The 17,168-nt window shown below is 73.1% G+C and carries 17 protein-coding genes; 5 read left to right on the top strand and 12 right to left on the bottom strand.

Going from position 1 to position 17,168, the window contains the following annotated elements:
• Positions 1-20: 20 nt before the first annotated feature.
• Genes CFP66_RS36150 through CFP66_RS36170 form a run of 5 tightly spaced genes read right to left on the bottom strand, consistent with a single transcriptional unit; the run spans position 21 to position 5,562 of the window.
• A complete protein-coding gene (locus tag CFP66_RS36150; protein ID WP_094929852.1) occupies positions 21-1,601 on the bottom strand; it encodes an amidohydrolase family protein in 1,581 nt (526 codons plus the stop codon).
• On the bottom strand, positions 1,598-3,040 hold the full coding sequence (locus tag CFP66_RS36155; protein ID WP_094929853.1) for a Na+/H+ antiporter NhaC family protein: 1,443 nt from the start codon (positions 3,038-3,040) through the stop codon (positions 1,598-1,600). Before CFP66_RS36155 ends, CFP66_RS36150 begins: the two co-directional genes overlap by 4 nt.
• Entirely contained in the window at positions 3,037-4,161 is a 1,125-nt protein-coding gene (gene menC / locus CFP66_RS36160; protein ID WP_094929854.1) for an o-succinylbenzoate synthase, read from the bottom strand. Before menC ends, CFP66_RS36155 begins: the two co-directional genes overlap by 4 nt.
• Before the next feature lies 1 nt (position 4,162).
• Complete coding sequence (locus tag CFP66_RS36165; RefSeq protein ID WP_094929855.1) at positions 4,163-4,810, bottom strand: MurR/RpiR family transcriptional regulator; 648 nt, start codon at positions 4,808-4,810, stop codon at positions 4,163-4,165.
• Positions 4,807-5,562, bottom strand: coding sequence for a GNAT family N-acetyltransferase (locus CFP66_RS36170; RefSeq protein WP_094929856.1), 756 nt, complete (start codon positions 5,560-5,562; stop codon positions 4,807-4,809). The genes CFP66_RS36165 and CFP66_RS36170 overlap by 4 nt, the downstream gene beginning before the upstream one ends.
• Positions 5,563-5,674: 112 nt before the next feature.
• Between CFP66_RS36170 and CFP66_RS36175 the strand changes: the two genes are divergently transcribed.
• Positions 5,675-6,805: a M20/M25/M40 family metallo-hydrolase gene (locus CFP66_RS36175; protein WP_233159998.1), complete on the top strand. Its 1,131-nt coding sequence runs from the start codon at positions 5,675-5,677 to the stop codon at positions 6,803-6,805.
• Positions 6,806-6,986: 181 nt separating this feature from the next.
• Here the strand turns inward: CFP66_RS36175 and CFP66_RS48700 are convergent, their stop codons facing one another.
• Genes CFP66_RS48700 through CFP66_RS36190 form a run of 4 tightly spaced genes read right to left on the bottom strand, consistent with a single transcriptional unit; the run spans position 6,987 to position 9,501 of the window.
• Positions 6,987-7,574 carry a TIGR03086 family metal-binding protein gene (locus CFP66_RS48700; protein WP_233159999.1) on the bottom strand — a complete coding sequence of 196 codons (588 nt, stop codon included), beginning with the start codon at positions 7,572-7,574 and terminating at the stop codon, positions 6,987-6,989.
• Positions 7,571-8,062 carry an SRPBCC family protein gene (locus CFP66_RS48705; protein ID WP_198961898.1) on the bottom strand — a complete coding sequence of 164 codons (492 nt, stop codon included), beginning with the start codon at positions 8,060-8,062 and terminating at the stop codon, positions 7,571-7,573. Before CFP66_RS48705 ends, CFP66_RS48700 begins: the two co-directional genes overlap by 4 nt.
• Positions 8,059-8,454, bottom strand: coding sequence for a helix-turn-helix transcriptional regulator (locus CFP66_RS36185; protein ID WP_094929857.1), 396 nt, complete (start codon positions 8,452-8,454; stop codon positions 8,059-8,061). Before CFP66_RS36185 ends, CFP66_RS48705 begins: the two co-directional genes overlap by 4 nt.
• Before the next feature lie 60 nt (positions 8,455-8,514).
• Entirely contained in the window at positions 8,515-9,501 is a 987-nt protein-coding gene (locus CFP66_RS36190) for a LacI family DNA-binding transcriptional regulator (protein WP_094929933.1), read from the bottom strand.
• A 114-nt stretch (positions 9,502-9,615) separates the two neighbouring features.
• Here CFP66_RS36190 and CFP66_RS36195 point away from each other — a divergent pair, with 114 nt between their 5' ends.
• Genes CFP66_RS36195 through CFP66_RS36210 form a run of 4 tightly spaced genes read left to right on the top strand, consistent with a single transcriptional unit; the run spans position 9,616 to position 14,327 of the window.
• Positions 9,616-10,920 (top strand): extracellular solute-binding protein, encoded by a 1,305-nt coding sequence (locus CFP66_RS36195; RefSeq protein WP_094929858.1) that lies wholly within the window; start codon positions 9,616-9,618, stop codon positions 10,918-10,920.
• Positions 10,917-11,852 (top strand): carbohydrate ABC transporter permease, encoded by a 936-nt coding sequence (locus tag CFP66_RS36200; protein WP_094929859.1) that lies wholly within the window; start codon positions 10,917-10,919, stop codon positions 11,850-11,852. The genes CFP66_RS36195 and CFP66_RS36200 overlap by 4 nt, the downstream gene beginning before the upstream one ends.
• Entirely contained in the window at positions 11,849-12,772 is a 924-nt protein-coding gene (locus CFP66_RS36205) for a carbohydrate ABC transporter permease (RefSeq protein WP_233160000.1), read from the top strand. Before CFP66_RS36200 ends, CFP66_RS36205 begins: the two co-directional genes overlap by 4 nt.
• Before the next feature lie 19 nt (positions 12,773-12,791).
• On the top strand, positions 12,792-14,327 hold the full coding sequence (locus tag CFP66_RS36210; protein ID WP_094929860.1) for an alpha-N-arabinofuranosidase: 1,536 nt from the start codon (positions 12,792-12,794) through the stop codon (positions 14,325-14,327).
• Between the two features lie 70 nt (positions 14,328-14,397).
• Here CFP66_RS36210 and CFP66_RS36215 read toward each other — a convergent pair whose 3' ends face one another.
• The 3 genes from CFP66_RS36215 to CFP66_RS36225 all read right to left on the bottom strand — a co-directional run bounded on the left by CFP66_RS36215 (position 14,398) and on the right by CFP66_RS36225 (position 16,922).
• Positions 14,398-14,727, bottom strand: a complete 330-nt coding sequence (locus CFP66_RS36215) for a hypothetical protein (protein ID WP_094929861.1) — start codon at positions 14,725-14,727, stop codon at positions 14,398-14,400.
• Positions 14,728-14,826: 99 nt separating this feature from the next.
• Complete coding sequence (locus CFP66_RS36220; RefSeq protein WP_094929862.1) at positions 14,827-15,105, bottom strand: hypothetical protein; 279 nt, start codon at positions 15,103-15,105, stop codon at positions 14,827-14,829.
• Positions 15,106-15,233: 128 nt separating this feature from the next.
• Positions 15,234-16,922, bottom strand: a complete 1,689-nt coding sequence (locus CFP66_RS36225; protein WP_094929863.1) for a hypothetical protein — start codon at positions 16,920-16,922, stop codon at positions 15,234-15,236.
• Between the last annotated feature and the right edge of the window lie 246 nt (positions 16,923-17,168).

Genomic DNA, 17,168 nt, shown 5'->3' on the forward strand with positions numbered 1-17,168 from the left:
GTGGCGTCAGCGAAGTGGCTTTACCGACGCGGGGCGTCGGCCGTGCGGCGGCGCAGCACCCGGCCCGGGCGGGCGCCGGTGAGCGCGCCGTCGGCCAGCACCGGCTCGCCCGCGACCAGCACGTGCTGCACACCGGTGGAGAGCTGCCACGGATCGTCGAAGGTCGACCGGTCGGTGACCGTGGCCGGGTCGAGGACGGCGACGTCGGCGACCGCGCCGGGGCGCAGCACGCCGCGGTCGGCCATCCCGAGCCGCGCGGCGGGCAGCCCGGTCATCTTGTGGACGGCGGCCGCGAGCGGCAGGTCACCGTCGCGCACGTACGGCCCGAGGACGCGGGTGAACGTGCCGAAGCTGCGCGGGTGCGGCCGGCCCGGGCCCTCGGGTCGCAGGACCCAGCCGTCGCTCGCGACGCTCACCGCGGGGTGCTGCAGCACGGTGCGCACGTCGTCGGCGGCCATCGCGTGGTTGACCACCGACACCGCACCGTCGTGCGCGGCGAGCACCTGCAGCGCGGCCTCGGCGGGGTCGGTGCCGAGTTCGCGCGCGACGTCGGCGATGCTGCGCCCGCGCGCCGCGCTGAACGCGCCCGGGGGCAGGTCGGCGAGCACCACGCCCTCGGGGTCGACGTCGCGGGCCATCCGGTCGCGCAGCCCGCTCGCCACCCGCTCGCGGGTGGGGCCGTCGGCGAGGCGCTCCAGCAGCCGCGCCACGCCGCCGTCGAGCGCCCACGCCGGCAGCCGGGAGGTCAACGTCGTGGACGACGCCGTGTACGGGTAGACGTCGCAGGTGACGTCGACGCCGTCCGCGCGTGCCTCGTCGACGATGCGCAGCGCCTCGGCGACCGCGCCGTGGTTGCTGCGGCCCATCGCCTTGAGGTGCGAGATCTCCAGCCGCACGCCGGTGTCGCGCGCGGTCGCGACGGCCTCGCGCACGGCGTCGAGCAGGGCGTCGGCCTCGTTGCGCATGTGGGTGGAGTAGAGCAGCCCGTGGGTCGCCGCGACCCGCGCCAGCGCCGTGACCTCGCTGGTGTCGGCGTAGGCGCCCGGGGCGTAGATCAGTCCGGTGGAGAAGCCCCAGGCCCCTTGCACGGCTGCCTCGGCCAGCAGCGTGCCCATCCGTTCCAGCTCGGCGGGCTCCGGGGCGCGCTCGGCCCCGCCCAGCACGGCCAGCCGCAGCGCGGAGTGCCCCACCTGCAGCGCGAGGTTCACCGCGGGGCGGGTGGCGTCGACGGCGTCGGCGTACCCGGCCGCGTCGTTCCACGTCCAGTCCAGCTCGCCGGACAGGAACGCCGACGCCGCCCGCAGCGTGTCGAGGTCACCGACCGGGAAGGGCGACCAACCGCAGTTGCCCGTGACGAGCGTGGTGACGCCCTGGGAGACGGCGGTGTCGGCGCCCGGGTGGCCGGTGATGCTGAAGTCGGCGTGCGAGTGCAGGTCGATGAAGCCGGGGCAGACCACCAGCCCGTGCGCGTCGATCCGGGTGGCTCCGTCGGTCGAGGCGACCGCGTCGATCCGGCCCGCCGTGATGCCGACGTCGCCCGTCCGCGGTGGGGCGCCGGTGCCGTCCAGGACGGTTGCGCCCGTGATGACCAGGTCACTCATGTCAGCACCGCCAGGATCGCGACGTAGAGCAGGGAGGCCGGGATGAGCACCAACCAGCCGGTGAACAGCAGGGACCGCAGGTCCGTGGAGCGGGCCAGCCCCATCGCGCCGATCATGTTGGCGTTCGGGAACGGCCCGTAGGTGTCGGCCTTCGACGCCCACAGCAGCACGATCACCCACGCACCCGCGCCGAGCCCGACCGAGCTGGCGATCCCGCCGAACACCTCGTCGAGCAGCACCACCTGGGCCGCGGTGGCGCCCGGGACGCCCACCCAGCCCAGCAGCGCGATCGCGGCGGCGAAGCCCAGGCCCGACGAGTTCTGCAGCTGCGGCCCGAACATCTCGAGCACGACGTCGTAGGGCTGCAGCCCGTCGATCACCAGGAACAGCGCTGCCAGCAGCCAGAACAGCAGGAAGATGCTCACCAGCCGGGCCGCACCGCGGTAGAGGTGGCCTGCGATCTCGGTGGCCCGCAGCCGCGCGGCCACGCCGGTGGCGATCCCGAGCAGCGGCAGCGCGAGCAGCGGGAACGAGGTGCCGGCCGCGGTGATCGTCGCGTACGCGACCGTGGCCACGAGCAGCACCAGGAACACCGCGGTGGCCCGCCCGGCGTGGGCCGGCACGTCCGTCTGCTCGGTCTCCAGGTCGGAGTCGGTGTAGAAGTCGTCGCGCCGCGCGGTGCGCCGCTGGATCCAGGGCACGATGAACATCGCCATCAGGATCGACAGCACCGCGATCGGCGCCGCGCCGTACTGCAGGTAGGTCAGGTAGTCGACGTCCGCCGCTTCCATGATCGCGACGTTCGAGCCGGCGAACGGCGCGAGCGCGAGCCCGGCGCAGCCGCCCACGAACATCATCGCGGCCGTGGCGGCGCGGGTGAAGCCGACGCGCGCCGCCACCGGCAGCAGGATCGGGGCGGCGATCGCGAGCGCGCCGGCGAGCGTGCCCAGGCTGGTGACGAGCACCAGGCAGGACAGCATCACGCCGAGCAGCACCGCCCGCTGGCTGCGGTCGCCCGCCACCCGCAGCACCCAGTGGACGATCGTGTGGGCGACGCCGGTGACGCGCAGGACCTCCCCGACGCCGGCGCCGAGCATGATGATGACGCCGATCGTGGTGACGAGGTCGCCCATCGACTCGCCGAGCAGGGCCCCGAACTCGGCGGGCGTCTGGCGCGCGATGAGCACGCCGCCCACGAGGCTGACGACGGTGGCGATCACCAGGTCCATGCCGAGCAGGCACAGCACCGCGTACATCGCGATCGGCAGGATGCCCCACAGCGTGGGCGCTTCGGCGACGGTCCCGGCGATGGCGCACACCACCAGGCCGACGACGGCGATCGCGGTGGTGACGATGCGGCGACCGCGTCCCTGCTCCAGCTCGTAGGCGTTGGCGCGGTCGTCCGGCGCCGTCTTCGCTGACGGCGGCTGTTCGGTCATGCTGATCCTCTGTGCTCGCTGGTGCGGGTGGCGTGCGCCCGCAGGAACTCCTCGTCGACGGCGTGTCCGAGGCCGGGGGTCTCCCACGGCACGCGGACGGTGCCGCGGTCGGCGCGGATCGGCGGGGTCACCACGTCGCGCGCGTAGTACTTATCGGACCCGGAGACGTCCGACGGGAGGACGAAGCCGGGCAGGCTGGAGAGCGCGACGTTGGCCGCGCGGCCGATGCCGAACTCGTGCATCCCGCCGCACCAGACCGGCACGTCGTGGGCGCGGGCGAGGTCGTGGGCGGCCACGGCGGCGGTGAGCCCGCCCATCCGGGACACCTTGATGTTCAGCACCCGGCCCGATCCCAGCGCGAGCGCGGTGGCCAGGTCGTGCCCGTCGACGATCGACTCGTCCAGGCAGATCGGTGTCTCGATGCTCGCCTGGAGGCGGGCGGCGGCCAGCAGGTCGCGGGGGGCGAAGGGCTGCTCGATCATCAGCAGCCCCGCGCCGTCGAGACCGCGCAGGGCGGCGAGGTGCTCGTCGCTCTCGGTGTAGGCACCGTTGGCGTCGACGTGCAGCGACAGGTCGGGGAACGCGGCGCGCACGGCGGCGACGGGCTCGGCGTCCCAGCCTGGTGCGATCTTGAGCTTGACCCGGGGGTAGCCGGCCTCGACGTGCCGGGCCACCTGCTCGACCAGCGCGTCCACGCTCGCCTCGATGCCCAGGCTCACGCCGGCGACGACGGTGCGCCGCTCCCCGCCCAGCGCCCCGGCCAGCGGTACGCCCTGGGTCTGGGACCAGAGTGCCCAGCAGGCCATGTCGAGGCCCGCCTTGGCGAACTCGTTGCCCCGCACCCGCGACCAGAGCGCGGCGGCCTGCGCGGGGTGCTCCCACACGCGGCCCAGCAACGCCGGGACCAGGTGGGCGGTGGCGATCGACCAGCAGGTCTCGACGGTCTCGGCGGCGAAGAACGGCCCGGACGGCGAGGCGATCTCGCCCCAGCCCACGGCGCCGTCCGCGTCCTGCACCCGCACGAGCACATGCTCGAGGTAGGACTTGCGGTGCGAGCTGGTCTCGAACTCCCGCACCAGCGGCAGCCGCACCGCCAGCAGTTCGACGTGGTCGACGCGCACGTCAGTCCCCTTCCGCGTAGACGCCGAGACGCGCGGTGAGCGCGTCGCGCCGCGCGAGCCTGCGCCGGGCGCCCTTGGCGCTGGCCGCGGCGAGCGTGGCGAGGATGTGCACCACGGCGGCGACCGCCGTGGGGGAGTCGGCGTAGGAGGCGCTGTCCGTGCTGACGACCACCGCCACCTCCGACGCCCGGGCCACCGCGCTGTCCGCGTGGTCGGTCACGCCGATCACCGTGCCGCCTGCCGCCGCGAACTCCTCGGCCATCACGACCGTGGAGCGCGCGTAGCGGCGCAGCGAGAACGCGACGAGCACGTCGCCCGCCCGCACGTCGGAGAGCACGTCGACCGCGCGCACCACGGTGCCGTCGATCAGGGTCACGTTGGCCATCGAGGCCGACAGGTCCGTGGCCAGCAGGGAGGCGTAGGACCAGGACTTGGAGCCCCCGGTGACGAAGCGCCGCTTCGCCGCCACGATCCGGCGCGCGGCCTGTTCGAGGGAGCCGTCGGCCTGCAGGCGCTCGAGGGTGGCGGTGAGGTTCGCGGTCTCCTGGGCCACCACCTGCGCCACCAGCGCGGTGGCGGTGGAGCGGCGCTGCAGGCGCGCGCCGTAGCGCTCGTCGGGGGTCGTGAGCTGCCGGTTCTCGAGCGTCACGCCGCCCCCACGCAGTACAGCGCGGTGCGCTCGTCGACCCGGCGGCAGGACCGCAGCCCCTGGCCGTCGCCGAGGAGGCGGTCGAGCTCGTCGGCCACGCGGTCGCGCAGCGCGAGGGCACGGTCGGGGCCCAGTGCGCGCAGCGCGTCGCCTGCGGCCGGCACGGCGAGCCAGGTGAGGTCGCCGTCGGTGCGCGAGGCGCCCCACTCCGGGACGTCCGCGGGCAGGTCGGGGACGGCGGCGCGGACCGGGGAGCCCAGCGGCCACTCGACGATGACCCGGTCGGTGCGGCCGTGGTGGTCGGGCATTCCGTAGTAGTCGCGGTGGAACCAGCGCCCGGTGGCGCCCAGCACGTCCAGGTTGAAGTGGGCGTTGCGGGCCTGCAGCGGGTCGTAGGCCCAGCGCATCGTCGTCACGCCGGTCCGGCGGGCGACCTCGGCCTGCGCCCGCTTGAGCTGCCGGCCCACGCCGCGGCCCTGGACGCTCGGGTCGACGGCGGCGGTCTGCGAGTAGTGGAAGGGCGCGCCGCCCTCGAGCCCCGCGAACCCGTAGGTGAAGCCGACGAGCCGATCGTGCTCGTCGAACGCCCCGAGGGCGGAGCCGCCGCTGTGCTGCAGGGCGCAGAGCAGCTTCGGCGTGAACGCCGGGTCGTCGTCGGCCAGGTCGAACACCGCGCGGTAGAGCCGCACGGCGGCGAGCCGCTCGGCCGTGGTCGACAGTGACCGGGTGGTGATCCCGGCGGGCGAGGACATGAGGCTCCAGATAGCGAACGTATGTGAACGAGGTGGGTACGTCCTACGCTCAGTAGTGCCAGCTTGTCAACGACTCAGCGTGAGCGAGATGGCAAAGATATAGTTCGTATCCGTGTCTGAATCCGAGCTGTCCCGCGCCGCTGCCGCCCTCGCGGACGACGCGCTGGCGCGCCTGCGCTCCTACGCCCGGCACGAGACGCCGACCGGGGGCGCGACGGCGCTGAACGCCCTCGCCGACGTACTGGAACGGCGCTACCGGGAGCTGGGCGCCGACACCGAGCGCGTGGAGCGGGACACGGGGGACCACCTCGTCGCCCGGTGGGGGAGGACCGGAGACGAGCCGCACGTGCTCTTGATCGGCCACCACGACACCGTCTGGCCGTGTGGCACGTGCGAGACGATGCCGGTCGTCGAGGAGGGCGGCGTCCTGCGCGGCCCGGGGGTCTACGACATGAAGGGCGGGCTGGTCGTCGTCGAGCTGGCGATGGCGGTCCTGCAGCGGTGCGGGATGCGGCCCGCCCGTCCGGTGCGGCTCGTCGTGGCCGCGGACGAGGAGATCGGCAGTCCCACCGCCCGTGCCGTGGTCGAGGCGGAGACGGCCGGCGCGGTGGCCGTCCTCGGGTGCGAGTCGCCGCACCCAGACGGCGCGCTGAAGTCGGCGCGGCTGGGCAGCACCCGCGTGCGCATCGAGGTCGGCGGGCGGGCCGCGCACGCGGCACTCGACCCGGAGTCGGGCGTGTCCGCCGTCGACGAGCTGGTGGACCAGCTGCTCGCGGTCCGCGAGATCACCGCGGCCGAGCCCACCGTCCTGTGCAACGTCGGCACGATCGACGGGGGCGGGCGGACCAACGTCGTGCCGGACCGCGCCACCGCCGACATCGGCCTGCGCTTCGCCGACACCGCCACCCAGGACCGCGTGCTCGCGGCCCTGGGCGCGCTCGCCCCCGTGCGCCCCGGCGCCGAGGTCACGGTGCGGACGCTGACCAGCAGGCCGGCCTGGTCGGAGCCGGCCGCCGCGCTGCTCGCGCGGGTGGCCGCGGCCGGCTCGGACGTCGGCCAGCGGGTCGACGGGCGGCCGGCGGCGGGCGCGGCGGACACCAACACCCCCGGCGCGGCCGGCATCCCCACCCTGGACGGCTTCGGCCCGCTGGGTGCAGGCGCGCACGCCGCGCACGAGCAGATCCGGACGGCGAGCCTGGCGGAGCGGGGTGCGCTGCTGGCGAGCGTGCTGGCGACGCTCTGAGCCGTGCTGGGCGTCCCGCGAGTCAGCGGCCGGAGCCGGTGATCACGGGGCGGCCAGCTCGGCCGCGCCGCCCTGCTCGCTGTCGTGCTGGTGAGGCTCTGAGCCGGCCGCTGCTCGGACCGTAGGCCCGTGCCGCGTCAGGCGCCGAGGTGTGCTGCTCGGGCTCGGGTGGTCCGCGTCCTCACCGCTCCCGGGACGGTCGCCAGTCTGGATCTCGGCCGATGAAGCCGACCATCCGATCCTGTGCCGGGGCGTCGGCCGGGACGTCGACCCGCGGCCCGTACTGACCGCTGGCGCGCATCGCTTCCTCGTGCTCCTGCGCCCCCGCGACCACCGCGTCACACCGGGCGGGGTCGAGGTCGGGCTCCTGTCCCAGCGCGCGGGCCAGATCCCAGGTGTGCATGAAGACGTCGACGCTGTAGAACCGGTCGATCGCCTCGGCGAGCGGGATCCTGCCGATGTGCGGGTTCTCCAGCACCCGCTCGCCCGGGTCCTCGATCAGCCGCTGCACGTCACCGGTGCGGGCGGCCCAGGCGGCGGCCGGGTCCTCCTTGACCGAGGGTGCCTCCGGCAGCACCACGCCGGCTCCCGAGGCCAGGAACCCCGGGAACCACTCGACGAGATGCCCGACCACGTCGCGGGCGGTCCACCCGCCGACAGGCGCCGGCGCGTCCCACCGATGCGCCGGGGCCCGCTGCGCCACGTCGAGGAACCGGCCGGCGACGTACCAGTGCTCCTCGGCGGGAGGCAGCTCGCTCAGGGCACTCACGACCCGGCCGCCAGTAGCTCGTCGAGCTTCTCGTAGCCCTCCCTGACGCCGACGTCCATCCCGCTGGCGAGCATGGCGTCGCGGTCCTGCATCGAGTACACCAGCGACAACGCCTCGAGCCGGGTGCGGCCGCCGCCGATGTCGGTGAGCGTCAGCGTCTCGAGCGCGACCGCGTCGGGCTGTTCCTCGAACCCGAACGTCTGCACGATCTTCGCGTTCTCCTCCACCCGGTGGATCGACCCGTAGAAGTGGGCGATCTCCGCGCCGTCGCGCAGGGCGGTGTAGCGGTACTCGCCGCCGGTCCGGATGTCCCAGACCTGGATGTCCATGTCGATCGACCGCGGCCCCATCCACTGCGTGACCCACTTCGGGTCGACGTGGGCGCGGAAGACCAACTCGGCCGGCGCGTCGAACTCGCGGACGATCCGCACCGTCGGCAGCTCGGGGTCGGCCTCGATCCGGGTCTCGTGCTCGGTGGTGGTGCTCATCCTGCAGCTCCTCGTTCGGGTTCGATGTCGTCTGCTTCGGTGCGCTCGCGTTCGGCGCTGCCGTCGTCGTCCATCCGGGCGAGCACCGCGTCCAACCGGCGGTAGCGCTCCTCGGCCTGCCGCCGGTAACGCTCGAGCCACTTCGTCATGAGGTCGAAGACCTCCGCCTCGAGGTGGACCGGCCGCCGCTGCGCGTCGCGACTGCGCCGCACGAGCCTCGCCTCCTCGAGCACCTTGAGGTGCTTGGAGACGGCCTGCATCGAGATGCCGTACGGCTGCGCCAGCTCGCCCACAGTGGCGTCGCCCGACGCCAACCGGGCGACGATGTCCCGTCGCGTCGGATCGGCGAGCGCCGCGAACAGCCGCGACAGCCGATCCCCGTCCTCAACCACGGGGTTGAGTAAATCGGCACGGTCGACCGTTGTCAACCTTACGGTTGAGGACGGTTGCCGTCACGTGCTCTCGCGCACCACCAGGTGGTGGGGGGTCGTCTTGCTGCGCGGAGGGAGGTCCGGATCGGCCAGCCGCGAGGTGGCCAGTTCCAGCGCCGACTCCGCGACGAACGCCCGATCGATCGCCACGGTGGTGAGGGTGGGCGTGGCGAAGCGGCACTCCGGCACGTCGTCGACCCCCACGACGGCGACGTCGTCGGGCACGCGGCGGCCGTTGCGGTGCAGCGAGCGCAACGCACCGATGGCCAGCACGTCGTTGGCGGCGAAGACGGCGTCGACGTCCGGGTGCTCGGCGAGCAGGGCGTCCACGGCGTCGGCGCCGTTCTGCCGGTCCCACTCCCGCACGGTGCGGATGAGCGTGCGGTCCACCGGCAGGCCTGCCTGTTCGAGGCCCCGGGTGTAGCCGAGCACCCGCTGCTCCATCGCCGACTTCGACCTGCTGTGCTGGTGGCCCACCATCGCGATCCGCCGCCGGCCCGTCCCGGCGAGGTGGGTGGTGGCTGTGGTGCCGATCGCGACGCTGTCGATGCCGACGCGGTCGGCCTCGGCCGCGGTGCTGTGCTCGCCGAGCAGCACCATCGGGGTGTCGTGGCGGGGGGCGGCCAGCTCGGACGGCGGCATCGAGAGCGGGCTGAAGATCAGCGCATCGGCGTAGCGGACCGGTGAGCCTGCCGCCACCGCGCGTTCCCGCTCGATGTCGCCGTCGGTCTGCTCGATGACGACGGTGAGCCCGCGTTCGCGCGCGGCGCTCACCAGCAGGGCCGCGAGGTCGGCGAAGTAGGGCATGTCGATGCGCGGCACGGCGAGCACGATCGCCCCGGTGCGCCCGCGGCGCAGTTGCCGGCCGACGGCCTGCGGGCGGTACCCCAGCTCCTGCACGTACTGCTGCACGAGGGCGCGGGTCTCGGGCCGGACGTGGACGTAGTCGTTCACGACGTTGGACACGGTCTTCGGCGACACGCCCGCGGCGCTCGCCACGTCGCGCATCGTCACCGGTCGCCTCGGTTGTTGCTGCGTCCCCACGTCTGCAGTCTCCCCTTGACAGGCAAGCGCCTTCCCGAGAGGGTTTTACCACGATGTAAACGCGAGAGGGAGTGGTCGATGACGACCTCGCACCGCCTGTCGCGTCGCACCCTGTTGCGTGCGACGGCCGCCGCCGGCGGCGCCGCCTTCCTGTCCTCGTGCGCGCGAGGGTCGGGGGCCGCGGTCGACCTGGCGTACTGGAACTTCTTCGGGGGCAGCGACGGCGAGCTCATGGTGGAGCTCGTCAACGAGTTCCGGGCCGAGGCGCCCGGTGTCCGCGTCACCGACACCACGCTCGACTGGGGCCCGCCCTACTACACGAAGCTGGCGATGGCGTGCGCGGGCGGCCGGGCACCCGACCTGGCCACGCTGCACGCCTCCCGGCTGGCGACGTTCGGGCGCGACCTGCTCGACGAGTGGGACCTGGACGAGCTCGCGGCCCGGGGCGTCAGCGTCGAGGAGTTCCCGCAGCCCGTCCTGGACCGGGTGCTGATCGACGGCCGGCTGATGGCGTTGCCGCTCGACACCCACCCGCTCGTCCTCTACTACAACACCGACGTCTGCGAGCGGGCCGGGCTGCTCGCCCCGGACGGCACGCTGGCACCCATCGCCGACGCCGAGCAGATGCTCGACGCGGGCCGGCGCGCCGCCGAGGCCACCGGCTCCATCGGGATCTCGCTCGGCATCGGCGAGAGCTCCCACGTGTGGATGCTGTTCTGGTCGCTGTTCCGCCAGCTCGGCGGGCAGATGCTGCTGCCCGACGGCGGGCCGGCCGAGGTGGACCGGGACGCGGTGGTCCGGTCGATGGCGTTCCTGCGGGAGATGTGCGACGGGACGATCTGCTCGCCCACGCTCGACGGGCAGTCGGCGCCGGCGGCCTTCGCGAGCGAGCAGGCCGGGTTCCTGTTCGTCGGACCGTGGGAGGTGACCTCGGCCCGCGAGGCGGAGATCCCGTTCTCGATGACGCAATTCCCCGCGCTGTTCGGGGCCACGCCGTACGTGCGGGCGGACAGCCACAGCTTCGTGCTGCCGGCGCAGGCCCACGTCGACCCCGCGGCCCGCGCGGCGGCGTACGACATGGCGGTGTCGATGTTGCGCAACAGCCTCGTCTGGGCGACGGGCGGCGGGCACATCCCGGCGCTGTCCGCGGTGGCAGCGAGTCCGGAGTACCGGGCGGAGCAGCCGATTTCGAACTATCGGGAGGCGGCGCAGGTGGTGGAGTTCGATCCCGAGGCCTACTTCTCCGGATCCGGGTCGACGCTGATGTCGCGGGCCGGGCAGAGCCTGCAAGGGGTGGCCACCCGGGCGATGACGCCGGAGCAGGGCGCCGACGACCTGATCGGCTGGCTCGACGCTCAGCTCACCTTCGGGAGCCCGCTGTGACCGCCGGGACGGTCGCGGCTGCGAGCCCCGTGGCGCCGGGCACCGCCGCCCGCGGGGGCCCGAGCCTCGTCGGCGGCCGCGGCGGGATCTGGTTCGTCCTGCCCTTCCTGCTGGTCTACGCCGCGTTCGTGCTGTGGCCGCTGGTCTACGGCCTGGGCCTGAGCTTCTTCGACACCAGCCTGGTGCGCGACGAGTCGCAGTTCGTCGGGCTGGCCAACTACGTGCGGCTGTTCTCCGACCCCGAGGTCTGGCGCACGCTGGGCGTCACGGTGCTCTTCACGATCGGCAGCACGATCCCGCTGGTGGCGATCGCGCTGGTGATGGCGCTGCTGGTGCAGACCGGGGTCCGCGGGCAGTGGTTCTGGCGCTTCGCCTACTTCGCGCCGTTCCTGCTGCCGGTGGCCACCGTCGCCCTGATCTGGCAATGGCTGTTCTCCGGTGACTACGGCCTGTTCAACGGGGTCCTGACCGGGCTCGGCCTGCCGGCGGTGGGGTGGCTCACCGAGCCGGACATCGGCCTGTGGTCGGTCGTCATCCTCACGGTCTGGTGGACGATCGGCTTCAACTTCCTGCTCTACCTCGCCGCCCTGCAGGCGATCCCCGCCCCGCTGTACGAGGCCGCGGAGATCGACGGTGCCGGCGGCTGGCGGCGGCTCTTCTCGATCACGCTGCCGCTGCTGAACCGCACGACGGGCCTCGTGGTGGTGCTGCAGGTGCTCGCCTCGCTGAAGCTGTTCGACCAGGCCTACATCCTGTTCCAGGCCAGCGGGGGGCCGGGCGGGTCGGCCACGCCGATCCTGCAGTACGTCTACGAGACCGGGTTCGTGGACTACCGCCTGGGCTACGCCTCGGCCATCTCCTACATGTTCTTCGTCCTGATCGTCCTGATCGCCCTCGTCCAGGCCCGGCTCAGCCGCAGGAGCGAACCGTGACCACCGCGCCCGACACCGCGAACCCCGTTACGACCCCCCTCCTGCCGCGGGCCCGCCGCTCAGGCTCCGATGACGGCCCCGCGCAGGTGCGGCGCTACACCCCACTGGCCCGCGCCGGGATCATCACCGCGCTGCTGGTGGTGGCGGTGCTCTGGTTGGCGCCGCTGGTGTGGGCGCTGCTCACCTCGCTCAAGCACGAGGCCGACACGACCACCGTGCCGCTCGAGGTCGTCCCCGAGCGCGGGTTCACGCTGCAGGCCTACGCCTCGGTGCTCGCCAACGGCAACCTGGTCACCTGGTTCGTCAACAGCACGGTGGTCACGCTCGTGGTCACGGTGTTGACGGTGGCGCTGTCGGCGGCCGCTGCGTACGGCTTCTCCCGCACCCGCTTCCGCGGCCGGAGCGTGCTGTTCGCGCTGACGATCGCCGGGATCATGGTGCCGCCGCAGATCCTGATCGTGCCGCTGTACCGGCAGATGCTGGCGATGGGCCTGGCCGACACCTACGCGGGCATCATCCTGCCGCAGCTGGTGCTGCCGGCGATGGTGTTCATCCTCAAGAAGTTCTTCGACGGCATCCCGCACGAGCTGGAGGAGGCCGCCCGGGTGGACGGCGCCGGCTCGTTGCGGATCTTCCTGCAGATCGTGCTGCCGCTGTCGCGCTCGATCCTCGCCGCCGTCGCGATCTTCGTGTTCATCCACGCCTGGAACAACTTCCTGTGGCCGTTCATCATCACCTCCGACCCCGGGCTGATGACGCTCCCGGTGGGGCTCGTGCAGGTGCAGAGCGCGTTCGGAGTGCGCTACGCGCAGGTGATGGCCTCGGCGCTGCTCGCAGGCCTGCCGCTGATCATCGTGTTCATGCTGTTCCAGCGCCAGATCATCCGCGGGGTCGCCACCACCGGCCTCGGCGGGACGTGAAACCCGAGAGAGGAACCCCTTGCCCCGCGCACGCCTGACCATCGACCCCGACTTCACGATCGCCCCCGTTCCCCGCCGCCTGTTCGGCTCGTTCGTCGAGCACATGGGCCGCTGCGTCTACACCGGCATCTACGAGCCCGGCCACCCGAAGGCCGACGCGGACGGCCTGCGCACGGACGTGCTGGACCTGGTGCGCGAGCTCGGCCCCACCGTCGTGCGCTACCCGGGCGGCAACTTCGTCTCCGGGTACGACTGGGAGGATGGTGTCGGCCCGAAGGAGCAGCGCCCGCGCCGCCTGGACCGGGCGTGGCGCTCGATCGAGACCAACGAGTTCGGCCTCGGCGAGTTCGCCCGCTGGGCGAAGGCGGCCGGCACCGAGCCGATGATGGCGGTCAACCTCGGCACCCGCGGCGTCCAGGAGGCCTGCGACATCCTGGAGTACGCCAACCACCCCGGCGGCACCAAGTACTCCGACCTGCGCCGCGCCCACGGCAACGCCGACCCGTTCGACATCACGCTGTGGTGCCTGGGCAACGAGATGGACGGCCCGTGGCAGGTCGGCCACAAGACCGCCGCCGAGTACGGCCGGCTGGCCGCCGAGACGGCCCGGGCCATGCGGCTGGTCGACCCGCGCATCGAGCTGGTGGCCTGCGGCAGCTCGAAGTACGCCATGCCGACGTTCGGCGAGTGGGAGCGGGTGGTGCTGGAGGAGACCTACGACCAGGTCGACTACATCTCCGCGCACGCCTACTACCAGGAGCACGACGACGGCCCGCACAGCGCGGGCGACTTCCTCGCCAGCGCCCGGGACATGGACACCTTCATCGAGTCGGTCGTCGCCACCGCCGACGCCGTGCGCGCCCGCGGCAAGCACCGCAAGCGCATCGACATCTCCTTCGACGAGTGGAACGTGTGGTACCAGGCGCGCCACCGCGCGTCCCCGATCGCGAAGGGCGAGAGCGAGTGGGAGGTGGCGCCGCGCGTGATCGAGGACGAGTACTCGATCACCGACGCCGTGGTCGTCGGCACCCTGCTCAACTCGCTGCTGCGCCACGGCGACCGCGTCACCGTGGCCTGCCAGGCGCAGCTGGTGAACGTGATCGGCCTGCTGCGCAGCGAGCCGGGCGGCCCGGCGTGGAAGCAGCCGATCGCGCACCCGTTCGAGCAGGTCCGCCACCGGGCGACCGGCGAGATCCTCGCCGTGCAGACCCGCAGCGACCGCTACGAGTCGCCCCGCTTCGGTGACGTCGACCTCGTCGACGCGTCCGGCACGTGGGACGCCGAGACCGGCGTGGTCTCACTGTTCGTGGCCAACCGCGACCAGGCCGAGGCGGCCTCCGTCGAGGTCGGTGTGCGCGGGTTCGGCGAGCTGCGCGTGCAGCACGCGGCGGTGCTCGCGGCGGCGGAGGGCCAGGACCGCCACACGACGAACGACGAGGAGCACCCCGACCGCGTGGGCCTGCGCCCGCTGGACGGCGTGACGGTCGCCGACGGCGTCGCGCAGCTGACCCTGCCGCCGCTGTCCTGGGCCGTGGTGCAGCTCGCCCGCGCCTGACCACCGCAACGAACGGCACTCTCGTCGGCCAGAGACCGACGAGAGTGCCGTTCGTCCGGTTGGTGGGAGCTCAGGCCCGCTCGCACACCACTGTGATCTCGAGGATCTCGGTCTCCCCGGTGAACGCCGGCTGGACGAAGATCCCGGTGCCGGCGGTGTGCTCCCACGACCCGCCGACGAGTGCCTGGTCGTTCACCGACCAGTCGGTCATCTGGTCGTTGCCGCGGCAGCTGACCTCCACCGTGTCGTCCTCCATGGCCGGCACGACGGTCGGCCGCCCGTCCACGTAGGTGAGCGCCCACTGGTCGCTCACCTCGTAGGTGCCCGGATCGGCGGCAGCCGCTCCCGGCACCAGGAGCATCGCCGCGACGGCGCTGAGAAGTAGAATGATCTTGCGCATGTTGACCAACCCCCCGGTTGGTGGTTCCCCCGGGCGGCGAGCGCCGCCCTACGGAGTCCATCGCGCGCCCGTGATGATCCCGTTACACGCTCGTGCCTTCTACCGGACGGACGTGCCGTCTGCCGGGCTCGGGGGAGGGGCGTCCCGCTCGGTGATCGCGCTGCCGATCCCGGCGAGGACGAACGCGGCCACCGCCACGGCCAGGGCGACCGCGGCGACGCTCCACTCCGCGCGCGAGCTCTGGTCCTCCCACCCCGGCCACTGCCGTGCGGCGGCGTCGAGCTCCTCCGGCGCGGGTGGGCAATGCCGCTGCGCCGGGACGTTCACCCAGTGCTTCGGTGCCCCGGACCAGTACTGGTAGGGGTCGGGCGTCGCCACGGAGGCTCCTCACTCTCGGTACGGACCGGAGCGCAGCAACTGCTGCACGCATCCGTATTCGTCGTGGTGAGCCGGGATGTCACGCCCCTGATACCGGTATCACACGAACGAGTGGTGTGGGCTCGCGCTCACGGGCGGGCGAGGCGGGCGTCGCACTCGACGCGGGGTTGGGCACCCGTGGTGGGTGCCCGGAGCGCCGCGCTCAACCGCGCGCGCCAGCGGGACATCTCCCGGCCGGGCGTCCCGCACCGCGACAGCGCGAACAACGCCAGCCCGCGGTGCGTGGGATCCTCGACCCGCTGCAGGTAGCGCATGATCTCGTGGCTGGCCGCGCGCCCGGTCCGGGCCTGCACCCAGGCCTCCAGCTCGGACTCGGCCACCTCGCGGCGCAAGCCGGCCATGCGCACGCACACGTACTCGATGTCCTCGTCGGCGAGCTCGCCGGTCAGCGGTGCGTGCACGCCCTGCTCGACGAGCATCTCGTGCACGGCCCAGATCCCGAGCGGGGTGAGCGCCACGAGGGTGGGGTCCGGGTCGTCGCGCCCGGCCAGCTCGATCAGCTCGGACATGTCCTCGCCGTCCTCGCCGCCGATGCTCTCCGAGAGGTGGACGGCCCCGAGCAGCTCCATGGCGTCCAGCAGCGCCGTGACGTCGCGGCGCCACAACCGGTGCTCGGTGTCGCCCGCCAGGTCGTCGACGACGCAGCCCATGCGCTCGTTCACCGAATCGCGCACCGCCCGGTGGAAGCGTTCGACGGGGATCGGATCGCCGCCCGCGGCGTAGAGCTGGTAGAGCAGGATCGGGTAGGCCTCGCCGAGGCCCATTCCGAACAGCGACGGTGCCCCGAACACATTGCTGCCGCCGAAGTGCTCGCCGATCCCCCCGATGGCCTCGAACGCGCGCCGCCACAGCTCGATCGGCCGCGACAGCAGCGGCGCCGCACTGCGCACCTGGACCAACCGGCCGTGCACCACCCGCACCAGCCGGGCCTGCCGCGCCCAGTGCAGCAGGAGGGTGATCTCGGGCAGGTCGTCACTGGTGCGGGCCCGGTCGCGGGAGAAGTGGTCGAGGTCGAGGGCGTCGGCCACGGCACGGGCGTCGGAGAGCAGCAGCCGCTTCTCGCGGGTCAGCGCGCGGCCCGCGCGCACCCAGCGGGTGAACGCCCGCAGCCGGGCCAGTGCCACCGACGAGTCGGCGGCCGCGAGCATCTGCGCCGCGCCCGGCAGCAGCACCGGGGCCAGCTCGCGGCGCGGCTGCTCGCGTTGCTCGTCGGCCTGCCGGCGCTGGATCTCCGCGAGGGCCGCCCGGTCGATCACGAGCTCGCCCGCGTGCACCTGCTGCAGGAAGCGGGCAACGGCGGCCGGGTCGGCGGTGGCGACGCCGTGACGCAGCATCTGGACGGCCCAGAAGGTGCCGAGGTCGTGGTTGCGCTCGTCGTCCAGCGCGTCGTGCAGGGCCGGCGTGGAGTCGCGGACCTGGGCGTGCAGCTCCGCGGCCGGCGCGGAACGCGAGTCCAGCCATTCGTGGTCGTCGAGGAACCCGATCAAGGCGTGCAGCGCGGTGGGCACGGCCTCGCGGTCGTCCTCCAGCAGCGCTACCGTGCGGGGGAACCAGACGGCCAGCGCGTCGGCGACGTGCCGGCGGGTCCAGTGCCCGAGTCTGCCGTCCACACCGTGCTTGTGGTCCAGCGCCGCTGCCACCAGCGACGGCTCCACCGCGATGCCCCGCCTGCGGGCCCACGCGACGATGTGCAGCCGGAGGCGGTCACGGACGGCGGAGTACTCCTCCAGATCGTCGGGGCCGAACACGAGTCGCACTCGGCCCACCTTGGCAGGTGGTCCCCGTTCCCGATCGAGGGGGGCGGTGAAGATCGCTCACGCGGGGGATGCCTTCGCGTAACGCCCCGTTCGCACTGAGCGGAACGGCAGCACGACGCCGCCGCCCAGGACCGCGACCCGCGTGCTGAGGGGCGCGATTCGCGTGTTCAGGGGCGCGACTCGCGGAGGTGGCGGGCCCGCCCCTCCCGCGAGTCGGGGTCTGAGGCGCGCGAGTCGGGGTGTGAG

The organism is Pseudonocardia sp. MH-G8 (assembly GCF_002262885.1).
Taxonomy (GTDB): Bacteria; Actinomycetota; Actinomycetes; order Mycobacteriales; family Pseudonocardiaceae; genus Pseudonocardia.